14 protein-coding genes are annotated in these 20,581 nt (G+C 67.3%); 10 read left to right on the top strand and 4 right to left on the bottom strand.

All coding sequences use genetic code 11. The features are described from left to right. Positions 1–43: 43 nt before the first annotated feature. Genes hutI through AB6730_RS18050 form a run of 3 tightly spaced genes read right to left on the bottom strand, consistent with a single transcriptional unit; the run spans position 44 to position 4,280 of the window. Positions 44–1,282, bottom strand: a complete 1,239-nt coding sequence (hutI, locus tag AB6730_RS18060; protein WP_371024982.1) for an imidazolonepropionase — start codon at positions 1,280–1,282, stop codon at positions 44–46. Then, positions 1,279–2,712, bottom strand: coding sequence for a chloride channel protein (locus AB6730_RS18055; protein ID WP_371024981.1), 1,434 nt, complete (start codon positions 2,710–2,712; stop codon positions 1,279–1,281). Before AB6730_RS18055 ends, hutI begins: the two co-directional genes overlap by 4 nt. After that, on the bottom strand, positions 2,709–4,280 hold the full coding sequence (locus tag AB6730_RS18050) for a GNAT family N-acetyltransferase (RefSeq protein WP_371024980.1): 1,572 nt from the start codon (positions 4,278–4,280) through the stop codon (positions 2,709–2,711). Before AB6730_RS18050 ends, AB6730_RS18055 begins: the two co-directional genes overlap by 4 nt. A gap of 88 nt (positions 4,281–4,368) precedes the next feature. Here AB6730_RS18050 and AB6730_RS18045 point away from each other — a divergent pair, with 88 nt between their 5' ends. Beyond that, positions 4,369–5,724: a formimidoylglutamate deiminase gene (locus tag AB6730_RS18045; RefSeq protein WP_371024979.1), complete on the top strand. Its 1,356-nt coding sequence runs from the start codon at positions 4,369–4,371 to the stop codon at positions 5,722–5,724. On the opposite strand, the gene AB6730_RS18040 is transcribed toward AB6730_RS18045, so the two are convergent. Further along, positions 5,688–6,116, bottom strand: a complete 429-nt coding sequence (locus AB6730_RS18040) for a hypothetical protein (RefSeq protein WP_371024978.1) — start codon at positions 6,114–6,116, stop codon at positions 5,688–5,690. The genes AB6730_RS18045 and AB6730_RS18040 overlap by 37 nt on opposite strands. A gap of 361 nt (positions 6,117–6,477) precedes the next feature. Here AB6730_RS18040 and asnB point away from each other — a divergent pair, with 361 nt between their 5' ends. From asnB to AB6730_RS17995, 9 genes are all read left to right on the top strand, one after another. Continuing rightward, positions 6,478–8,148, top strand: a complete 1,671-nt coding sequence (asnB, locus tag AB6730_RS18035; RefSeq protein ID WP_371024977.1) for an asparagine synthase B — start codon at positions 6,478–6,480, stop codon at positions 8,146–8,148. Positions 8,149–8,312: 164 nt separating this feature from the next. Then, a protein-coding gene (prfB, locus tag AB6730_RS18030) for a peptide chain release factor 2 (RefSeq protein ID WP_371024976.1) occupies positions 8,313–9,438 on the top strand; the annotation gives its coding sequence in 2 pieces (ribosomal slippage) (positions 8,313–8,387 and positions 8,389–9,438; 1,125 coding nt in all). A gap of 59 nt (positions 9,439–9,497) precedes the next feature. Further along, positions 9,498–11,030 (top strand): lysine--tRNA ligase, encoded by a 1,533-nt coding sequence (lysS, locus tag AB6730_RS18025; protein ID WP_371024975.1) that lies wholly within the window; start codon positions 9,498–9,500, stop codon positions 11,028–11,030. 26 nt (positions 11,031–11,056) lie between these two features. Continuing rightward, positions 11,057–11,356 carry a YciI family protein gene (locus AB6730_RS18020; RefSeq protein ID WP_371024974.1) on the top strand — a complete coding sequence of 100 codons (300 nt, stop codon included), beginning with the start codon at positions 11,057–11,059 and terminating at the stop codon, positions 11,354–11,356. Between the two features lie 2 nt (positions 11,357–11,358). After that, positions 11,359–11,619: a BolA family transcriptional regulator gene (locus AB6730_RS18015; protein ID WP_306847959.1), complete on the top strand. Its 261-nt coding sequence runs from the start codon at positions 11,359–11,361 to the stop codon at positions 11,617–11,619. 364 nt (positions 11,620–11,983) lie between these two features. Continuing rightward, a complete protein-coding gene (gene smc, locus AB6730_RS18010; protein ID WP_371024973.1) occupies positions 11,984–15,484 on the top strand; it encodes a chromosome segregation protein SMC in 3,501 nt (1,166 codons plus the stop codon). A 23-nt stretch (positions 15,485–15,507) separates the two neighbouring features. After that, a complete protein-coding gene (gene zipA, locus AB6730_RS18005; protein ID WP_371024972.1) occupies positions 15,508–16,509 on the top strand; it encodes a cell division protein ZipA in 1,002 nt (333 codons plus the stop codon). Between the two features lie 2 nt (positions 16,510–16,511). Beyond that, the gene (locus AB6730_RS18000) at positions 16,512–17,147 is read left to right on the top strand and encodes an FMN-binding negative transcriptional regulator (RefSeq protein ID WP_371024971.1); all 636 of its coding nucleotides are present in this window, start codon (positions 16,512–16,514) and stop codon (positions 17,145–17,147) included. Between the two features lie 160 nt (positions 17,148–17,307). Continuing rightward, positions 17,308–20,580, top strand: a complete 3,273-nt coding sequence (locus tag AB6730_RS17995) for a maltotransferase domain-containing protein (protein WP_371024970.1) — start codon at positions 17,308–17,310, stop codon at positions 20,578–20,580. Position 20,581 lies beyond the last annotated feature (1 nt).

Genomic DNA, 20,581 nt, shown 5'->3' with positions numbered 1-20,581 from the left:
GCGCGATGGAAGTTTTCGGAAACTTGCGACGAATGTGCGCCGGCTATCCGCGTGTGCTGCGTTCGCCGGCGATCCATGTCTCCCTGAGGAGGCCTCCGCCGATCCAGTAGCACAATTCGGCGAGGTGGCCGATGTTCCATATAGCGAGATCGGCGCGCTGTCCCACCGCGAGGCGGCCTCGATCGTCGAGGCCGAGGGCACGCGCGGCGTTCACGGTCGCACCGCGCAGTGCCTCCTCCGGCGTGAGGCGGAAGAGGGTGCAGGCCATCCCCATCGCCATGCGCAGCGAAAGAAGCGGCGAGGTCCCGGGGTTGAGGTCGGTGGCGACGGCCATGGCCACGCCATGGTGGCGGAAGGCGTCGATCGGTGGTGGGCGGGTGTCGCGCAAGGCGTAATACGCGCCGGGCAGCAGCACGGCCACGGTGCCGGCATCGGCCATGGCACGCACGCCGTCTTCGCTGATCCATTCGAGGTGGTCGGCGGAAAGTCCTCCGTGGCGTGCGACCAGCGCCGCGCCGCCGAGGTCGGATAGCTGCTCGGCGTGCAGCTTCACCGGCAAACCGAGTGCCGTGGCTTTCTCGAACAGCCGCCGCGTTTCCTCATGGGTGAAACCGATGCCCTCGCAGAAGGCGTCCACGGCATCGACCAATTCCTCTTCGGCGAGCGAAGGCAGCATGATGTCGCAGACCAGCGCGACGTATTCGTCGCGGCGGCCGGCGTACTCCGGCGGCAACGCGTGCAGGCCGAGGAAGCTGGTGCGCACATCCACGCCGAGTGCCTCGCCGATGCGCCGGGCCACGCGGAGCATGCGCCGCTCGGTCTCGGGCTCCAGGCCGTAGCCGGATTTGATCTCCAGCGTGGTGACCCCGTCGGCCAGCAGCGCGCGCGCCCTGGGCAGCGACTGGCGCAGCAGGTCGTCCTCGCTGGCGGCGCGTGTGGCGCGCACGCTGGAGACGATGCCACCACCGGCGCGCGCGATCTCTTCATAGGTCGCGCCTTCCAATCGCCGTTCGAATTCTTGCGCGCGGTCACCGCCGAACACGAGGTGCGTGTGGCAGTCGATGAGCCCGGGAGTCACCCACGTCCCGGGCAAGGATTCCACGCGGTGCGCGAGGGCGTGCGGCTCGCCCGGCAGATCCTGGCGCGGGCCGGCGAAAACGATCCGGCCGTCGTGCCAGGCGATGGCACCGTTGTCGATGGCGCCATAGGGCACGCCGTTATCGGCCAGCGTGGCGAGGCCGACATCGAGCAGGAGATGGTCCCAACGGTGATCGGGCGTCATGGCGTGTGCGGTTCCACGGGAAGGGGCTCGACGTCGGCGGTCGCTGCCTTCGGGAGGGGGGCGTCCCGTCGCATCCGTTCTTCCTCGTATTGCGCGATGAGGTTCTCGGCGAGCGCCTTGTAGACCGGCACCCTGCACACGAGGCTGGAGAGCGCGCGGGCGAGCAGGCACGCGGCCATGATCGGCAAGGCCATCTGCCGGTTGGCGGTCAGTTCCAGGGAGATGACCGCCGCGGTGAGCGGTGCCTGGGTCACGCCGGCCAGATAGGCCGCCATGCCGAGCAGGACCACCGACGAGACATCCGAGCCGGGCAGGAAGTGGGCGATGTTGCTGCCAAGGCCGGCCCCGACGGCGAGCGCCGGCGAGAAGATGCCGCCCGGTATGCCGGCCCACGACGAGGCGATGTTGCCGAGGAACTTCAGCACGCCGAAGAACGGCCCGGTATCACCGTGGCCCTGCAGGATGTCGCGCGCCTGGGCGTAGCCGGTGCCGTAGAGGCCGTTCGCGCTGAGCAGGCTGAGCAGCACCAGCGCGAGGCCGCAGGCGGCGGCGAACACTACCGGTTGACGCGCCCGCATGCGGCCCATCACGCCACGGAATCCTCCCGCGGCCGGCACGATCAGGCGCGCGAAGAGCCCACCCGCCAGGCCGCCGACGATGCCTGTCAGCAGCACCGCGATCCATGCGCGGCCGAGCGGAAGCGTCGCGGTGATGTCGCCGAAATAGGCATAGTTTCCGACGATGCCGAGCGAGACCACGCCTGCCACGATCACGGCCGTGAGCAAGGTGCCGCTCATGCGATGTTCGAACGTGCCCGACATTTCCTCGATGGCGAACACCACGCCCGCCAGCGGCGTGTTGAAGGCGGCGGCCAGGCCGGCGGCCGATCCGGCAAGGATGAAACGTCCCGCGGCCGTGGGATCGGCGAAGCCGAAACGCCGTCCCATCGAGTACAACAGCCCCGCGCCGACGTGGACGGTGGGGCCTTCGCGTCCCACGGAGGCGCCGCCGAGCAAGGCGGCCAACGTGAGTGCCATCTTGCCCAGCGCGACCTTCAACGAAAGGATGCGCGAACGGAAGGCTTCGTCTTCCACTTTCAGGGCGGCTATCGCCTGCGGGATGCCGGAGCCGCGCGTGGCCTTCAGCGCGCCCTGGGTCAGCCAGCACAGCAGGGCGAACATCGCCGGCGTCACCAGCAACGGCACCCACCATCCGTGCGACGCGACGCGGCGGAACAGTTCGAAGGCGTAGTCGGCCGCCTTGGCGAAGAGCACCGCGGAGAGGCCCACGACGATGGCGCCCGCCCAGAACAGGATGCGCCGGCGCCATTGCCGTGGCGACAGCCACTCGTGCCGGCCCAGTTCCCGAAGTCGGTCCAGCGGTGAGTTCGCGCCCCGCGGCGGCGGGGCATCAGGCGGTGGGGTATTCATCGGCTTTCCGTCGAGCGCGTCCAGCGCACCTGGTAGAGGTCGTAGCGGCGATCCTTCAGGTTCTGCACCGCGCCGGAGTTGCGCGCGCGGGCGAGGTTCTCCAGTCGCAGGTCGGCGAACAGCACCGTTTCGATGTTCGGCGTGGAATCGGCGGCGATGCCGTCGCGGGCGAAGGGGAAGTCGCTCGGCGTGAGGATGCAGCTCTGGCCGTACTGGATGTCGAAGTTGTTCACGCCGGGCAGGTTGCCGACGTTGCCGGAGAGGACCACGTAGCACTGGTTCTCGATCGCGCGGGCCTGCGAGCAGTAGCGTACGCGCAGGTAACCTTCGCGCACGTCGGTGCAGAACGGCACGAACAGGATCAACGCGCCCTGGTCGGTCAGGTGGCGTGCCACCTCGGGGAACTCCGAGTCGTAGCAGATCATCACGCCGATCGGGCCACAGTCGGTCTGGATCGTGGCGGCCGAATCGCCGCCGGTGATGTTCCAGACATTGCGTTCGCTGGGTGTGGGATGAAGCTTCTCGCGCTCGTGGATCGAGCCATCGCGCAGGCAGACGTAGCAGACGTTGTGGATGTCGCCGTTGGGCTGGCGCGTGGGATGCGAACCACCGACGATGTTGATGTTGTAGTGGACGGCGAGGCGGTGGAACAGCGCCTTGACCTCGTCGGTGTACTCGGAAAGACGGCGGATCGAATCCACCGGCGACAGTTCCGCGTTCTCGATCGAGAGCAATTGCAGCGTGATCAGCTCGGGGAAGGCGACGAAATCGGCGTCGTAGTCCGCGGCGATGTCGACGAAGTACTCGACCTGCGTCGCGAATTCCTCGAACGAGCGGATGCGCCGCTGCTGGTATTGCACCGAGGCCACGCGCACCGAATCCGGCAGGCGGTGGCTCTGCGACACGCGTGGCATGTCGGGCTGGTCGAGCAGGTGCGGATTGCGCCACACGAGGTGCGCGGCATACCCCAGCGATTCATGGTCGGATGGCACGTATTCGCGGAGCAGTCCGATGACCTCGAAGCCGTTGCGTAGCTGGAAACTCAGTGTCGGGTCGCGCCGGCTGCCGTCGACCACGGCCTGCACATAGGCTTCGGCACTGCCGTAGCGGCCGATCGCGCGCGCGAGGCCGGGCATGCGGCCACCGAAGACGATGCCGCGAAGTTTCAGATCGGTGCACAGCCGCTTGCGCGCCAGATACAACCGCTGGCCGATGCGCATGCCGCGGTAGTCGGGATGGACCACCACTTCCATGCCATAGAGCCAATCGCCCTTGGGGTCGTGACGCGAGGCGAAGCCCCCACCGGTGATCTGCATCCAGGTGTGCGGCGCGAGCGCCAGCGCCTCGTTGATGCGGAACGTGGCGCAGAAACCGACGATCTTTCCCTCGTACTCGACCACGAACTGGCCTTCGGGAAAGTGCGTCTGCTGGCCCTGCAGCATTTCCGCCGAATGGCCCCATTCCGCGGTGTACACCCGGGCGGTGAGGGCGACCAGTTCGGGCACGTCGCTGGGGCGCGCCAGGCGAAGCAGCAGCTTCGGGGGGTGTGCGGCGTTCGTCTCGTTCATCCACCCATTATGCCCCGCCATGCACTGGTGGGAGCCGACCCTGTCGGCGATTGGTACCATGCAGGGCATCCCACCCCAAGGACACGCCATGTCGACCACCGCCCTCAGCGCCGACTTCTTCTGGCAGGAAGGCGCATGGCGCACCGGGGACGCGCCGCTGGCCGTGTCCGGGCGGCGCTTCGCCGTGGCCACCGGCGGGGCCGAGCATGTGGGGCGCTTCGTGCTCCCCGGCATGCCCAACCTCCACTCGCATGCGTTCCAGCGCGCCATGGCCGGCCTGGCCGAGCGCCGCGGTCCTGGCGAGGACAGTTTCTGGACGTGGCGCGAGACGATGTACGCGTTCGCCGAAGCGATCGATCCCGACGACCTCAAGGTCATCGCGACGCAGCTTTACGTGGAAATGGTGAAGGCCGGTTACACCCAGGTCTGCGAATTCCACTACCTGCACCACGGGCCGCGCGGCGTGCCCTATGCCGATCCGGCGGCGATGTCGCTGGCCCTTATCGAAGCGGCCAAGGAAGCGGGCATCGGCCTGACGCTGTTGCCGGTGCTTTACATGACCGGTGGCTTCGACGGCCGTCCCCTGAACGAGCGGCAGCAACGCTTCCGCCACGACGTGGGCGGATTCGTCAACCTTCTCGAACGGCTGGCGCCGATGCAGGACGACATGTTCACCCTGGGTATCGCGCTGCATTCGTTGCGCGCGGTGCCGGAGGACGCCATGCGCGCGTTGCTTGCCACCGGCATCGCACGTGGCCTTCCCGTGCATATCCACATCGCCGAACAGATCGGCGAGGTGCAGGACTGCCTGGCCGTGCGTGGCGCGCGCCCGGTCGAGTGGCTGCTCGACCACGCCGACATCGATCCGCGCTGGACGCTCGTGCATGCGACTCACCTCACCGCGCACGAAACCGATCGGCTCGCCAAGAGCGGCGCGGTCGCCGGGCTCTGCCCCACGACCGAAGCCAACCTCGGCGACGGCTTGTTTCCACTGGCGGCATTCATCGATGCGGGCGGTACCTTCGGCATCGGCTCCGACTCGCATATATCGGTGTCGCCGGTGGAGGAACTGCGCTGGCTCGAATACGGTCAGCGCCTGATCACGAGGCATCGCAACGTCGCGGCGCGGCGTCCCGAGGAAAGCGTGGGCACGGCGTTGTGGCAGCGTGCCTTGCATGGCGGCGCACGCGCCGCGGGTGCCGATGTCGGGAGGTTGCAGCCGGGCGCGCGCGCCGATCTGCTCGTCCTCGACGACCGCTCGCCGCTACTCGCCGCGCGCGAGGAAGCGGACGTCGTGGACAGCTTCCTGTTCGCCGGGAACACGCCGCTGGTGCGTGACGTGATGGTGGGCGGACAGTGGCGCGTGCGTGACTTCGCGCATGCGGCGGAGACATCCGCCGCGCAGGCTTACCGGATCGTTGTCGAGAGGTTGGCGGCGGCCTGACCGGCGGGGCCCGAGGGGCACTTGGGCTTGCCGTAGAGGCCTTCCGCCGCTGGTGTGTTCTTCTTCGCCGCGTCGGGCGAGGCGTAGATGCTCACCCCGAGGTCGCAACGATTCTCGCGCAGGGTGAAGCGCAGCGTGTCCATGCGCGTGGGCGGTTCGTCGTCGAGCGAACACGTGCTGCCGGGGGCCAGGCGTACCGTCACGCTGTTGGCCTCGGACTCCAGCACGTCGAAGTGGACGTCCTTGCAGCCTTTCCAGCTCAAGCTGTCCTTGCCGATGCTGAGCATGCGCAGGCCGACGAAGGCGTTGCTGTAGGGCTCCCAGTCACCGGCGAGCCAGGCGGGCGCGGGTTGGGTGGTGGAGAGGAGGGCGAGGGCTAGCAGGGTGTTCATTTGGCTCGTTGCCTTTTGCTTCGACCGATATCGCCGCTGAAGCGGCTCCCACAGGATATGCGAGCAGCTCCCACAGGATATGCATGCGGCTCCCACAGGAAATATATGCGGCTCCCATAGGGGTATGCGGTCTGTGTGGGAGCCGCTTCAGCGGCGATGGGTGCTTGCATCACGCTCCATATCATGCTCTAGTCGAACCATGATTCGCCTCACCGCCAATAACGCCAATACCAATAATGCCCGGAACCTCGGGAGGGTCGGCGTGTAGGCGGTTGCAAGTGAAACCACCGATACACCAAAGGCCCGCCCTCACCAGGCGGGCCTTTTTCTTTGCGCGTTTTCCTCATCGGGAGTGTGGTCCATGTGTTCGATCTTCGGGATGTTCGGCCTCGCCGCCGGCGACGACCTGGTCGCCCTGCGTACGCGGGCGATGGAGCTTTCGCAACGGCAGCGCCATCGCGGGCCGGACTGGAGCGGCGTGTATGTCGACGACGGCGCGATCCTCGTTCATGAGCGCCTCGCCATCGTCGATCCCGCCAGTGGCGCGCAGCCGCTGCGTTCGCCCGAAGGCGATCTCGCGCTGGCCGTGAACGGAGAGATCTACAACCACCGCGAACTGCGTGCGGCCAGCGATTACGCCTTCACCACCGGCTCGGATTGTGAAGTGATCAACGCGCTCTACCGCGAGCACGGTGCCGGCTTCCTCGACAAGCTCAACGGCATCTTCGCCTTCGCGCTATGGGACGCCGGCAAGCGCCGCTTCCTCATCGCCCGCGATCCGGTCGGTGTTTGTCCCCTGTACTGGGGCCATGACAGGGAAGGGCGGCTGTGCGTCGCCTCCGAGATGAAATCGCTGGTCGGCGTGTGCGCGGACGTGGCGCCGTTCCCGCCGGGGCACGTGTACGACAGCGAGCGCGGGGAGGCGGTGGCGTACTGGACACCGCGCTGGCGCGATTACGATGCGACCCGTGGCACGTCGATCGAGCCGGCGGCCTTGCGCGCCGCGTTCGAGGCGGCCGTGCACCGTCAGATGATGACCGACGTGCCTTATGGCGTGCTGCTTTCGGGAGGCCTTGATTCCTCGCTCGTCGCCGCCGTGGCCGCGGGGTTCGCGCGCCGTCGCATCGAGGAGGACGACCGGGGCGAGGCGTGGTGGCCGCGCCTGCATTCCTTCGCGATCGGCCTGGAGGGGTCGCCCGACCTGAAAGCCGCCGAGATCGCCGCCGAGGCCCTCGGCACCGTGCACCACGGGTTCCGCTATACCTTCGAGGAAGGTCTCGACGCGCTGCCGGAAGTGATCCGCCACATCGAGACCTACGATGTCACCACGATCCGCGCTTCCACGCCCATGTTCCTGCTCGCACGGCGGATCAAGGCGATGGGCGTGAAGATGGTGCTCTCCGGCGAAGGTTCGGACGAGGTGTTCGGTGGCTACCTGTATTTCCACAAGGCGCCCTCGGCGCGCGCGTTCCACGAGGAGACGATCCGCAAGCTCGACGCGTTGCATTATTACGATTGCCTGCGTGCGAACAAGTCGATGTCGGCGTGGGGCGTCGAGGCGCGCGTGCCTTTCCTCGACACCGAGTTCCTGGAGACCGCCATGTCCTTCGACGCGGAAGCGAAGATGGTGGCGCGCAAGGGCATCGAGAAGGGCATCCTGCGCGAGGCCTTCCAGGGTGCGCTGCCGGAATCGATCCTCTGGCGGCAGAAGGAGCAATTCAGCGACGGCGTGGGCTATGGCTGGATCGACGGGTTGAAGGCACACGCGGAAACGATGGTCTCCGATCGCGAATTCGCCGCGGCCGCCGCCCGTTTCCCGCTCAACACGCCGGCCACCAAGGAAGCCTTCTTCTACCGCACCCTGTTCGAGAAGCACTTCCCCGGTGAGGCCTGCGCGGCCACGGTGCCCGGTGGCAAGTCGATCGCCTGTTCGTCACCGGCGGCCCTGGCCTGGGACCCCGCCTTCGCGGCGGCGGCCGATCCCTCCGGCCGCGCCGTCCGCGGCGTACACCAGGAGGCCCTCCCAGCCTGACCCAAGCCCTGGTGAAAGCCCGACCCAAGGCCTGGTGGGAGCCGACCCTGTCGGCGATGGGTGCTCGCCGAAGCACCCCCAACCATGCGGTGAACGCCTCGATTTGTTAGAATTCACCGCTTTAGCCGGCGCGCCCCGCGCCCGCACCACCAGGCATGCCAACCATGATCGAGACCAATCCGATCCTCGCGCAGATCGCGGACCTCCGGGGCCGCGTCGAGTCGCTTAGGGGGTACCTTTGACTACCCTGTCAAGAAAGAACGCCTAGAAGAAGTCAATCGCGAACTGGAAAGCCCCACCGTCTGGGACGACCCCAAGCGCGCGCAGGATCTCGGCCGCGAGCGCGCCCAGCTCGATGGCATCGTCACCGGCATCGACGAGATGACCGGCACCCTCGACGACTCGAAAGAACTGCTCGAGATGGCCGCCGCCGATGGCGACGAGGCCACGGTGCAGTCGATCGTCGCCGACCTGAACAAGGTCGAAGCCCGCGTGGGCAAGCTGGAATTCCAGCGCATGTTCTCCGGCGAACTCGACTCGGCGGCCGCCTTCGTCGACGTGCAGGCCGGTGCCGGAGGCACGGAAGCGCAGGACTGGGCCGAAATGTTGCTGCGCATGTACCTGCGCTGGGCCGAGTCGCGCGGCTGGAAAACCGAATTGATGGAAGTCAGCGCGGGTGAAGTCGCGGGCATCAAGTCCGCCACGTTCCGCGTGGAGGGCGACTACGCCTATGGCTGGCTCAAGACCGAGATCGGCGTGCATCGCCTGGTCCGCAAGAGCCCGTTCGACTCCGACAACCGCCGGCACACCAGCTTCACCTCGGTGTTCGTCTCCCCGGAAGTCGACGACGACATCGAGATCGACATCAATCCCGCCGATCTCAGGACCGACGTCTACCGCTCGTCCGGTGCCGGCGGCCAGCACGTGAACAAGACCGAATCGGCGGTGCGTATCACGCACGTGCCGACCAACACGGTCGTGGCCTGCCAGACCGAACGCAGCCAGCATGCCAACCGCGACCGCGCGATGAAGATGCTCAAGGCCAAGCTGTACGAGCTCGAAGTGCAGAAGCGCAATGCCGAGAAGGACGCACTGGAAGCGACCAAGTCCGACATCGGCTGGGGCAGCCAGATCCGCAACTACGTGCTCGACCAGTCCCGCATCAAGGACCTGCGCACGGGCATCGAACGTTCCGATACGCAGAAGGTGCTCGACGGCGACCTCGACGAATTCGTCGAAGCGAGCCTCAAGGCCGGCCTCGAAGCCGGTTCGAAACGCCTCGACGCCTGATCCACGCCGGGGCGCGACCGCGCCCCCGTTTCCTACCCAAGAAGCCGCCAATCCACGCCATGACCGAAAACGCCAACGCAGAAGCCTCCGCCATCGCCGCCGACGAGAACCGCCTCATCGCCGAGCGACGCGAGAAACTGAAAGCGCTGCGCGCGCAGGGCATCGCCTATCCGAACGACTTCAAGGTCGACAGCTTCGCGGGCGACCTCCAGGCCGAATTCGCCGACAAGGACACCTGGACCGCGGAGGCCATCGAGGCCTCGCCCCGTCGCGTGGCCGTCGCCGGCCGCATCATCCTCATGCGCGGGCAGGGCAAGGTCAGCTTCGTGCAGATGCAGGACGGCACGGGCCGCATCCAGTTGTTCGTCCACCAGGGCACGCTGGGCGAGGACGCTTACGAGACCTTCAAGCGCTGGGACCTCGGCGACATCGTCGGTGCCACGGGCGTGCTCATGCGCACCAAGACCGGCGAACTCTCGGTCAAGGTGGACACCATCCGCCTGCTGACGAAGTCGCTGCGCGGCCTGCCCGACAAGCACCACGGCCTGGCCGACGTGGAGCAGCGCTACCGCCAGCGCTACGTCGACCTCATCGTCACCGAGGAATCGCGCCGTACCTTCGCGCTGCGCTCCAGGATCATCAGCCACGTGCGCCGCTGGCTCGAGGCCGAGCCGCGCCGCTTCATGGAAGTGGAAACGCCGATGATGCACGTCATCCCCGGCGGCGCCACGGCGCGTCCGTTCACCACCCACCACAACGCGCTGGACATCCCGTTGTTCCTGCGCGTGGCGCCGGAGCTTTATCTCAAGCGCCTCGTCGTCGGCGGCTTCGACCGCGTCTACGAAATCAACCGCAACTTCCGCAACGAGGGCGTGTCCACGCGGCACAACCCCGAGTTCACGATGCTCGAGCTGTACCAGGCCTATGCCACGTACCACGAGATCATGGACATCACCGAGGGCATGATCCGTTCCGCGGCCACCGACGTGGTCGGCGACACGGTCATCGAATGGGATGGCGCCACGGTCGACCTCGGTCCCGCGTTCCGCCGCTGGCGCATGGAAGACGCCGTGCTCGAGCTCAACCCCGAGATCAAACCGGGCGACCTGCGCGACCGCGAAGCCATGGCCGCGCACGCGAAGCGCCTGGGCATCCACGTGAAGCCGTCGTACGGATGGGGAAAGCTGCTGCTGGAGATCTTCGAGGCCACCGTCGAGCACACCCTGATCCAGCCCACCTTCATCACCGACCATCCGGTCGAGGTTTCGCCGCTGGCGCGCGAGAGCGATACGGACAAGGGCATCACCGACCGCTTCGAGTTGTTCATCAACGGCAAGGAGATCGCCAACGGCTTCTCCGAGCTCAACGATTCCGAAGACCAGGCCGCCCGCTTCCAGGCCCAGGTGGACGCCAAGGACGCCGGCGACGACGAGGCCATGCACTACGACGCCGATTACATCCGCGCGCTCGAGGTCGGCCTGCCGCCCACCGGCGGCCTTGGCGTGGGCATCGACCGCCTCGTCATGCTGCTGACCGGCTCGTCGTCCATCCGCGACGTACTGCTGTTCCCGACCATGCGTCCCGAGGCCTGACCCGGCCTCGTTATCCGGAGACTTCCATGTTCTATGCCATCGTCGCCCTCGACCACCCGAATTCGCTGGAAAAGCGCCTAGCCGCGCGTCCTGCGCACCTCGCCCGGTTGAGGGCCCTGCTCGATGAAGGACGCCTCAAGCTGGCAGGCCCGTTTCCGGCCATCGACTCCGAGGACCCGGGCGAGGCGGGTTTCGACGGGAGCATGATCGTCGCCGAGTTCAGCGATCTGGCGACCGCGAAGAGCTGGGCCGACGCCGATCCTTATGTCGAGGCCGGCGTCTATCGCGACGTGACGGTCCGCCCGTTCCGCGTGACCCTGCCATGACGATCGAGAAAGTCGAACGCATCCGCACTCTGCTGACCGAGGCCCTGGCCCCGGTCCAGTTGGATGTCATCGACGAAGGTCACAAGCACGCGGGCCACTCGGGCGAGGGCAAGGGCCATTTCCTCGCCCGGATCGTCAGCCCGGCGTTCGCCGGCAAGAACCCGATCCAGCGGCACCGCATGGTCTACGCGGCCCTGGCCGAGATGATGCCCGATGGCATCCACGCCCTGGCCATCGAGGCGAAAGCCCCCGGCGAGCCATGATCTGGCGGAGCCAAACCCTTGTGGGGGCTATATGCCCTGGTGAGGGGCCCAACCTTTGGTGAGGGCCATACCCTTGGTGAGGCCCAAACCCTTGGTGAGTGCCATACCCTGGTGGGAGCCGCTTCAGCGGCGATCCCGCGGCAGCGGGCCAGGTCGCCGGCGAGCACCCATCGCCGCTGAAGCGGCTCCCACAAAGGCTGTGCTCATCAACTCATCAGGTGTTCGTCAGAAAAACAACGGGTTAGCGCTTTAACCTCATGCTGCTTCGTGTATTGCGCACCCCGTCCCCCTTTGGCAAAGTGATCGATCAGCCAGGGGGAGGCTCCGAACGGGAGCCCACGGCCGCGTCCCAACGGAAAACATAATGCGTCTGACCACGATCAAGCTGGCGGGATTCAAGTCCTTCGTCGACCCCACCACGCTGCACCTGCCCACCAACATGACCGGCGTCGTCGGCCCGAACGGCTGCGGCAAGTCGAACATCATCGACGCCATTCGATGGGTGATGGGTGAATCGGCCGCCAGCCGCCTGCGTGGCGATTCGCTCACCGACGTCATCTTCTCCGGGTCGAGCGCGCGCAAGCCCGTCGGCCAGGCCGCGGTCGAGCTGATCTTCGATAACAGCGACGCGACGATCCAGGGCGAATACGCCAGCTTCGCCGAGATCTCGGTGAAGCGCGTGGTCAGCCGCGACGGCCAGTCCGCCTATTTCCTCAACGGTGCGCGTTGCCGCCGGCGCGACATCACCGACCTCTTCCTTGGTACGGGCCTTGGCCCGCGTTCCTACTCGATCATCGAGCAGGGCATGATCAGCCAGATCATCGAGGCCGCCCCCGAGGAACTGCGCACCCACCTGGAGGAAGCCGCCGGCATCTCCAAGTACAAGGAGCGCCGCAAGGAAACCGAGAGCCGCATCAAGTCCACGCGCGAGAACCTCGACCGCGTGCGCGACGTGCGCGACGAGGTCGAGAAACAGCTCGACCACCTGAATCGCCAGGCCCGCGCCGCCGAGCGCTGGAAGGCCTTCAAGGAAGAACACACCCGCCGCGAGGCCGAGTTGCGCGCGCTGGAGTACCGCACGCTGCATCGCCGCCACGAAGGCGAGGGCTCGGGCCTGCGCGAGGCCGAGCTGGAAATCGAGAAGCATCTCGCCACGCAGCGCCAGGTCGAGGCGCAGCTGGAGAGCGTACGCGAGCGCCACCAGGGCGCCAGCGAACACATGAACCAGGTGCAGGCCGAGGTGTACAAGGTCGGCGCCGAGATCGCACGCGTCGAGCAACAGGTGCGGCACAACCGCGACCTCAACGAGCGCCTCACGCGTTCGCGTGCCGATGCCGAGCGGGAATACGAGGAACTGCAGGGCCATATCGGTGCCGATCGCGAGCAGATCGAGGCCTTGCGCATGGCGCTGGCCGAAGGCGAGCCGAAGCTGGAAGCGTTGCAGCAGATCCAGGACGAGACGGGCGAGGCGCAGCGCGCGACGGAATCCAAGCTCGCCGACTGGCAGCAGCGCTGGGACACGCATACGCGTGGCGCTTCCGAATCCAGCCGCGCCGCGGAAGTGGAGCGCACCAAGCTGGCCTACCTCGACCGCCAGGCGGTCGACCTGTCCAAGCGCCGCGAGGCGCTCGAAGCCGAACAGCGCGCCACCGATGTCGCCGCGCTCGACACGGCCGCCGAACAACTGGACACCGAACACGAGACCCAGCGCGAGCGCGTGGAGCAGCTCGGCGGCGTACTCGACCAGCACAAGGTCGCCTACGAGGGCGTGCTCGACGAAGAACGCCAGGTGCAGTCGGCGTTGAACGACGCCCGCCAGCAACTGCAGACCGCGCGCGGCCGGCAGGCCTCGCTCGAAGCGCTGCAAAGCGCGGCGCTGGGCCAGGAAGAAACCGCCGCCAGCGGCTGGCTGGCCCGCCTGGGCCTGGACCGCTCGCGCCGCCTCGGTGAATCCCTGCAAGTGGATACCGGCTACGAATCCGCCGTGGAAACCGTGCTGGCCGGCGTGCTCGACGGCGTGCTGGTCGACGCCCCGGACGCGCTGACGCCGGAATTCGAGGCGCTGGGCCAGGCCGACGTCGCCTTGTTCGCGCGCGAGCAGGGCGGACCCGGCAACGCCGGTACGCTGGCCGCCCATGTGCGTGGGCCGCTGGCCGCGGTGAACCTGCTGGGTCATGTCTTCGTGGCCGGTTCGGTCGAGGAAGCCGCCTCGCGGCTCGCCTCGCTGGCGCCGCATCAGTCGGTCATCACCCGTGACGGCGCCTGGATGGGCCCGGGCTGGGCCCGCGTGCTGCGTGCGCAGGGCAACCAGGTGGGCGTGCTCGCCCGCGAGCGCGACATCCGCCAACTCGCCGAACAGATCGAAATGCTCGAGGCCTCCATCGAGGAGCGTACCGAGCAACTCGAAACCCTGCGCACCCGCAAGTTCGAGACCGAGCGCCTGCGCGACGATGCGCAGCGCGACCTCTACGCGGCGCACCGCCGCCTGTCCGAGTTGGCCGGCCAGTTGCAGAGCCATCGCGGCAAGATGGAAACGGCGCGAGCCCGGGCCGAAAAGGTCGGCGGCGAAATCTCGGTCATCGTCGAGCAGCTCGACGAACTCGAAGGACAGACCCGTGAAGCCCGTGCCCGCCTCGACGAGGCGGTGGGCCACATGGGAGACCGGGAAGACGAGCGCCGTGGCCTGGAAAACGAACGCCGCGAATTGCTCGAAGCACGTGAGGAGGCGCGCATCAACGCGCGCGAAGCCGCCGACCAGGCCCACCAGCTCGCGCTGAGCATGGAGTCCAAGCGTTCCGCGCTGGGTTCGCTGGAACAGGCGCTGGGCCGTCTCGACACACAGCTTCGCCAGGTGGTGGCGCGTCGTGACGAGATCGACCAGCAGCTTGCCGCAGGCTCCGACCCCATCGCCGAGCTCGAGGCCGAGCGGCAGACCTACCTCGACCAGCGCCTGCTGGTCGACAAGCAGCTGGTGGAAGCGCGCCGCGCCCTGGAAGATTGCGACGCCGAATTCCGCCGCCTGGAGCAGGAGCGCCAGCGTATCGAGCACGTGCTCAACCAGGTGCGCGAAAGCGTGTCGGAGAAGCGGCTCGCCGCGCAGGCCCTGCAATTGCGCGCGGAACAGCTCGCCGAGGCCATCGCCACCTCCGGACTCGAACTGGAAGCCTTGCTCACCGAACTCGCCGAGGACGCCGAGCCGGAGCGCTGGCAGCAGCAGTTGACCGAACTGTCGCAAAAGATCGCACGCCTGGAGCCGGTCAACCTCGCCGCGATCCAGGAGCACGCCGAGCAATCGCAGCGCAAGGAATACCTCGATGCGCAGCTGACCGATCTCGCCAGCGCGTTGGAGACGCTCGAAGGGGCGATCAAGAAGATCGACCGCGAAACCCGCCAACGTTTCAAGGAAACGTTCGATCGGGTCAACGCGGGCGTGCAGGAGCTTTTCCCCCGCCTGTTCGGTGGCGGCCACGCCTATCTCGAACTCACCGGCGAAGACCTGCTCGATACCGGCGTGGCGATCATGGCGCGGCCCCCCGGCAAGCGCGTGTCGAATATCACGCTGCTTTCCGGCGGCGAGAAGGCGCTCACCGCCGTATCGCTGGTGTTCGCCATCTTCGGCCTGAATCCCGCGCCGTTCTGCCTCCTTGACGAGGTGGACGCGCCGCTGGACGAAGCCAACGTCGGCCGCTTCTCGGCCATGGTCCGGGAGATGAGCGAGAAGGTGCAGTTCATCTTCGTGAGCCACAACAAGGCCACGATGGAAGCCGCACACCAGCTCTGCGGCGTTACCATGCGCGAACCGGGCGTGTCGCGTCTCGTCCAGGTCGACCTGGCCGAGGCAAGCAAGCTCGTCGGCGTCGCCTAAGCATCACATCCAAGGAATCGACCATGAACCCCGTCATCGGCCTCGCCTGGAATCCCGCGGTAGGCATCCCGATGCTCTTCGTCGGCATCGTCGTGCTCGTGCTGCTCTGGCTGTTCGGCCAGCCACGCAAGGAGCAAGGGCGCCGAAAGCCCGTGCAGGAACAGCCCGAACGTGCGCGCGAGCGCCGCGAGCCGGTGTTCGGCGACGAGCGTGACGAACTGGACGCCGAGGCGCAGGAATCCTTCAGCGCGCGTGACGAAGACGCTGGCGATCCGCTGTTCAGTCCGAAGCCGGCGCAGGGCGAACTCGATGTCGACCTGCGTGCCGAGCTGGAGCGCCTTGGCGCCTCGCTGGCGGGCGAACGGACGGCGTCGGCCGCCCCCGTCATCAAGGAAGAACCCGCCCCCCGTGGCCCGTCGTCCCGTGTCGACCCACGCATCGACCTGCCGTTCGAGGTCGACGAACCCACGCTCCACGCCTCCGCGCCAGTCCCGGCCCCGGCTCCCGCCCCCGCAGCGCCCCCGGCACCGCCCAAGGCCCCGCCCCGGTCCGATCTGGGCCGCCGCCCGCCGCACGCGCCGGTGGAGCGCATCGTCAGCCTGTATGTCGTCTCCCGCGAGGGCAGCAAGTTCAACGGTTCCGACCTCGTGGTGGCCGCGGAAAAAGCGGGCCTCGAGTTCGGCGACATGGGCATCTACCATCGTCTCGTCGACGGCCATCCGGAACAGGGCCCCATCTTCAGCGTGGCCAACCTGGTCAAGCCGGGCAATTTCGACATGGCGCGCATCGCGACGCTGCAAACCCCGGGCCTGTCGTTCTTCATGGCCTTGCCGGGCCCGGTGTCGGCACTGGACGCCTGGGACGCGATGCTGCCCACGGCCCAGCGCCTCGCCGAACTGCTCGATGGCCTGGTCCTGGACGAGGAACGCAACGCCCTCGGCCGCCAGCGCATCGCGCACATGCGCGACGAACTGCGTGGCTGGGATCGCGGCCACGAAGGCGAAGAGATCAAGTTCGGCCAATAACCATGTACACGCCGAAGGCCTTCCGCGAAGAACGTCTGCCGACGCTGCACGAGGCGATCCGCGAGATCGCCTTCGGCACGCTGGTGACGTCGGGCGAGGGTGGCATCGAGGCTTCGCACCTGCCTTTCGTGCTGGCACCGGACGAGGGGCCGCTGGGCACGCTCTACGCCCACGTGGCGAAAGGCAACGACCATGTCGCCCGGCACGCTGGCGAGGCCCTGTCGATCTTCGCCGGCCCGCATGCCTATATCTCGCCGAACGGCTATCCCGGCAAGGCCACGCATCATCGCGAAGTGCCTACCTGGAACTACATCGCGGTACACGCCTACGGCGTGCCGGAGACCTTCGCCGACCCGGCCCGCCTCCGCGCCTTGCTGGTACACCTGACCGGCCAATCCGAAAAGGATGCGGCGCAACCGCGGCCGTGGCAGGTGGACGACGCACCGGCCGATTATGTCGCGAGCATGCTCAAGGGCATCGTCGGCATCCGCATTCCCCTCGATCGCATCGAGGGCAAGTGGAAGCTGGGCCAGAACCGCACCGAGGAGGACCGCCGTGGCGCGGCGGCACTGCTTGCCGAACGGTCCGGTGACGACGAACAAGCCATCGCCAGGGCCATGCGTTCGTTCGTCGCCTAGCGGCACCTCCGTTCCGTCCGGGCCGCCCTTGCGGCGTGCATTCACACTGTCGCAACACCCCTCTGCGTCACTGTCGTGGTCTTCGCGTGCCCGGGTCATTGGCACGATGCATACATCCGGCCCGGCATGCTCGTCCCCATCGTCGAGGAACGCGAGTCACATGTCGGCCAGCCCGTGTGCGCCATTTCGCATTTATTACCTGCACCCGCTGCTGGCGGGGCCGCTGACCGCCTGGAACGCGTGGATCGAACACGCGGCGGCGCTCGGCTTTCGCCAATTGCTGGTCGCTCCGCCGTTCGAGCCATCGGCGTGTGGCGACGTCTTCGTGACCCGCGATTTCGACCGGCTGCATCCCGCCCTCGGCGCGGACGGCGACGCGACGACGCGACTGGCGCAGATCGCCAAGGCGTGCCGCGCGCACGATCTCGAACTCTGGCTGGACCTTCCCCTCGACGAACTGGCCGCGGATGCGCCCGTGCGCCAGGAGCACCCGGCGTGGTTTCGCGCGGTGGCCGCGCAACATGGCACGCCCGACCCCCGCTGGACCCCGAGCGAAAGCGATAGCGCGCGCTGGCGGTTCAACGATCCCGACGTGGTCGATGCGGCCTGCCAGTGGTGGATCGACCGCTTGCGCCGTTGGACGGCGGCGGGTGTGTCGGGCTTTCGCCTGGTTCATCCGCAGCGCCTGGGTGCGGCGGTGTGGAAGACGCTGTTCGATGCCGTGCGGGTGGACGCGCCCCGGACGGCGTTCCTGGCCTGGACACCCGGCCTGACGCCGGATGAGGTGGCCGCCTTGCGTGGCGCGGACTTCGATGCCGTCGTCTCCTCGGCCAGCTGGTGGGACTTCCGTTCCTCGTGGTTCGTGGAAGAGGCCGGACGCCTCGACGCGTTGGCGCCCGTCCTCGCCTGCACCGAGGCGCCGTTCTCGACACGGTTGGGGGATGAACTGGGCGAGGAGAACCAGCTCGACCACGCGTACCGCCGCGCCATCGCCTTCAGCGCCACGTCGCCTGCCGGATGGATGATGCCGCTCGGGTTCGAGTACGCCCTGCACGATGCGCTGGACCCTCGCCGCGGAAACCCGGTGACACCGGCAGCGCTGGCCAGGGACGCGGTGCTGGATGTCACGGAGACGGTGAAGGCGGCGAACGCGTCGGTGGGGGAACACATGCCGGGTCCACCGCTGATCCGGACGGGCCATGGCGTGGCGACGTTCCTCACGGTCGACGGCGCGGACCCGCGCACCGCCGGACGCGCCACGCTGACGCTGGTGAATGCTTCCCTGGATCGGGAGGTCGCGTTGGGCGCGGCGGAGGCACTGGCCGGAGCGGCGACCCATTTCGGTCCCTGGACCACGCCCGATGGCCGCAAGATCTTCGACCAGGGCGACGGAGTCGTCCTGGAGCCCGGTGCCGTGCTGACGCTGCGGGGCACGCAGGCGGTGCCGGCGAAGTGGAAGCTCGGAGCCGTGGCCCAGAGGGAATTCCTGCAAGCATCCACCCGCGCGCCGCGGGTGATCATCGAGGTCGTGACGCCGACGGTGGATGCGGGGCGGTTTCCCGCAAAATGCATCGTCGGCCAACCGGTAGCGGTCACGGCGGACATCTTCATGGATGGCCACGATGTGCTTTCCGCACGGCTGCGATATCGCGCGCAGGACGAAAAGACCTGGCGCGAAACGACGATGGCCTTCGTCGATAACGACGTCCATGCCGCCACGTTCACACCGACGCGCATCGGCCGCCATGAATTCCAGATCGAGGCGTGGCGCGACCCGTTCGCGACCTACCGGCATGAAATCGAGCTGAAGCATGCGGCGAATGTGCCCATCGCCGTGGAACTGGAAGAGGGCAGGTTGCTGGTGGAAGCGCGCGCGAAGGATGCCGCCGGCCCGAAGGCGAAGGCCTTGCGCAACCTCGCCGCGGCCGTGGCCAAGGCCGAAGGCGATGACCGCCTGGAGATCCTGCTCGCCGAGAGCACGCTCGACCTGATGACCGCGACCGATCCGCGCGAGCGGTCGAGCGTGGCGGGGCCCTACCTGCTCGAGGTGGACCGGCGCGAGGCCGGGTTCGCGAGCTGGTACGAGTTGTTCCCTCGTTCGATGACCGAGGCCAAGGAAAAGCACGGCACGTTCCGCGACACGATCGCACGCCTTCCGGCGATCCGCGAGATGGGTTTCGACGTGTTGTACTTCCCACCGATCCACCCGATCGGCACGGCGTTCCGCAAGGGACCGAACAACACGCTCAGCCCGGGGCCGGACGATCCGGGCAGCCCTTATGCCATCGGGTCGCCGGAAGGCGGCCATACCGCGATCCATCCCCAACTGGGAACGCTCGAGGACTTTCGCGCGTTGCGTGACGCCGCCCATGCGCACGGGCTTGAACTGGCCCTGGACTTCGCTATCCAGTGCTCACCCGACCATCCGTGGTTGAAGGAGCACCCGGAGTGGTTCGACTGGCGCCCCGACGGCAGCATCAAGTACGCGGAAAACCCGCCGAAGAAATACCAGGACATCGTCAATGTCGACTTCTACGCCGATGGCGCGATTCCCTCGCTCTGGCAGGCCCTATGCGACGTGGTGCTGTTCTGGGCCGCCGAGGGCGTGCGTACGTTCCGTGTCGACAACCCGCACACGAAACCCTTCCCCTTCTGGGAATGGATGATCGCGCGGGTTCGCGCGAAGTATCCCGACGTGCTGTTCCTTTCCGAGGCCTTCACGCGTCCCAAGCCGATGTATCGCCTGGCCAAGGCCGGCTTCAGCCAGTCGTACACCTATTTCACGTGGCGCCATTCCAAACAGGAGTTCATCGATTACCTGACCGAGCTGACCACCACGCCGCCGAAGGATTTCTTCCGGCCGAACTTCTTCGTCAACACGCCGGACATCAACCCGTACTTCCTGCAGACCTCCGGACGCCCGGGCTTCCTGATCCGCGCCGCGCTGGCGACGACGCTGTCGGGATTGTGGGGCATGTACTCCGGTTTCGAGATCTGCGAATCCGCACCGATTCCCGGGAAGGAGGAGTACCTCGATTCGGAGAAGTACGAGATACGCATCCGCGATTTCGATGCGCCCGGCAACATCGTGGCCGAGATCACCCGGCTGAACCGGATCAGGCGCGCGCATCCGGCCTTGCAGACGCACCTGGGCGTGCGCTTCCTGCCGGCGAACAACGACCAGGTACTGTTCTTCGAGAAGCGCGCGGGGGACGACCTCGTCCTCGTGGCGATCAGCATGGACCCGCACAACGCCCAGGCGGCGGACCTGAGCCTTCCACTCGGCGACTGGGGACTATCGGCGGATGCCCCGCTCGACATACACGACCTCCTGCACGACCAATCCACCACCTGGCGCGGGTCCACCCAGCATGTATGGCTCGGCCTCGGCCAGCCCTACGCGGTGTGGCACGTGCGGCTTCCGGGAGTCTGAT

Origin of the sequence: Luteibacter sp. RCC_6_2 (assembly GCF_041360655.1) — a bacterium.
In the GTDB taxonomy this organism is placed as follows: Bacteria; Pseudomonadota; Gammaproteobacteria; order Xanthomonadales; family Rhodanobacteraceae; genus Luteibacter.
This window is presented reverse-complemented; position numbering and strand designations above follow the sequence as displayed.

What these genes read in the sequence shown, in the direction of transcription:
- hutI (WP_371024982.1), bottom strand. Translation starts at nt 1,282, where the DNA reads ATGACGCCCGATCACCGTTGGGACCATCTCCTGCTCGATGTCGGCCTC.
- AB6730_RS18055 (WP_371024981.1), bottom strand. Translation starts at nt 2,712, where the DNA reads ATGAATACCCCACCGCCTGATGCCCCGCCGCCGCGGGGCGCGAACTCA.
- AB6730_RS18050 (WP_371024980.1), bottom strand. Translation starts at nt 4,280, where the DNA reads ATGAACGAGACGAACGCCGCACACCCCCCGAAGCTGCTGCTTCGCCTG.
- AB6730_RS18045 (WP_371024979.1), top strand. Translation starts at nt 4,369, where the DNA reads ATGTCGACCACCGCCCTCAGCGCCGACTTCTTCTGGCAGGAAGGCGCA.
- AB6730_RS18040 (WP_371024978.1), bottom strand. Translation starts at nt 6,116, where the DNA reads ATGAACACCCTGCTAGCCCTCGCCCTCCTCTCCACCACCCAACCCGCG.
- asnB (WP_371024977.1), top strand. Translation starts at nt 6,478, where the DNA reads ATGTGTTCGATCTTCGGGATGTTCGGCCTCGCCGCCGGCGACGACCTG.
- lysS (WP_371024975.1), top strand. Translation starts at nt 9,498, where the DNA reads ATGACCGAAAACGCCAACGCAGAAGCCTCCGCCATCGCCGCCGACGAG.
- AB6730_RS18020 (WP_371024974.1), top strand. Translation starts at nt 11,057, where the DNA reads ATGTTCTATGCCATCGTCGCCCTCGACCACCCGAATTCGCTGGAAAAG.
- smc (WP_371024973.1), top strand. Translation starts at nt 11,984, where the DNA reads ATGCGTCTGACCACGATCAAGCTGGCGGGATTCAAGTCCTTCGTCGAC.
- zipA (WP_371024972.1), top strand. Translation starts at nt 15,508, where the DNA reads ATGAACCCCGTCATCGGCCTCGCCTGGAATCCCGCGGTAGGCATCCCG.
- AB6730_RS18000 (WP_371024971.1), top strand. Translation starts at nt 16,512, where the DNA reads ATGTACACGCCGAAGGCCTTCCGCGAAGAACGTCTGCCGACGCTGCAC.
- AB6730_RS17995 (WP_371024970.1), top strand. Translation starts at nt 17,308, where the DNA reads ATGTCGGCCAGCCCGTGTGCGCCATTTCGCATTTATTACCTGCACCCG.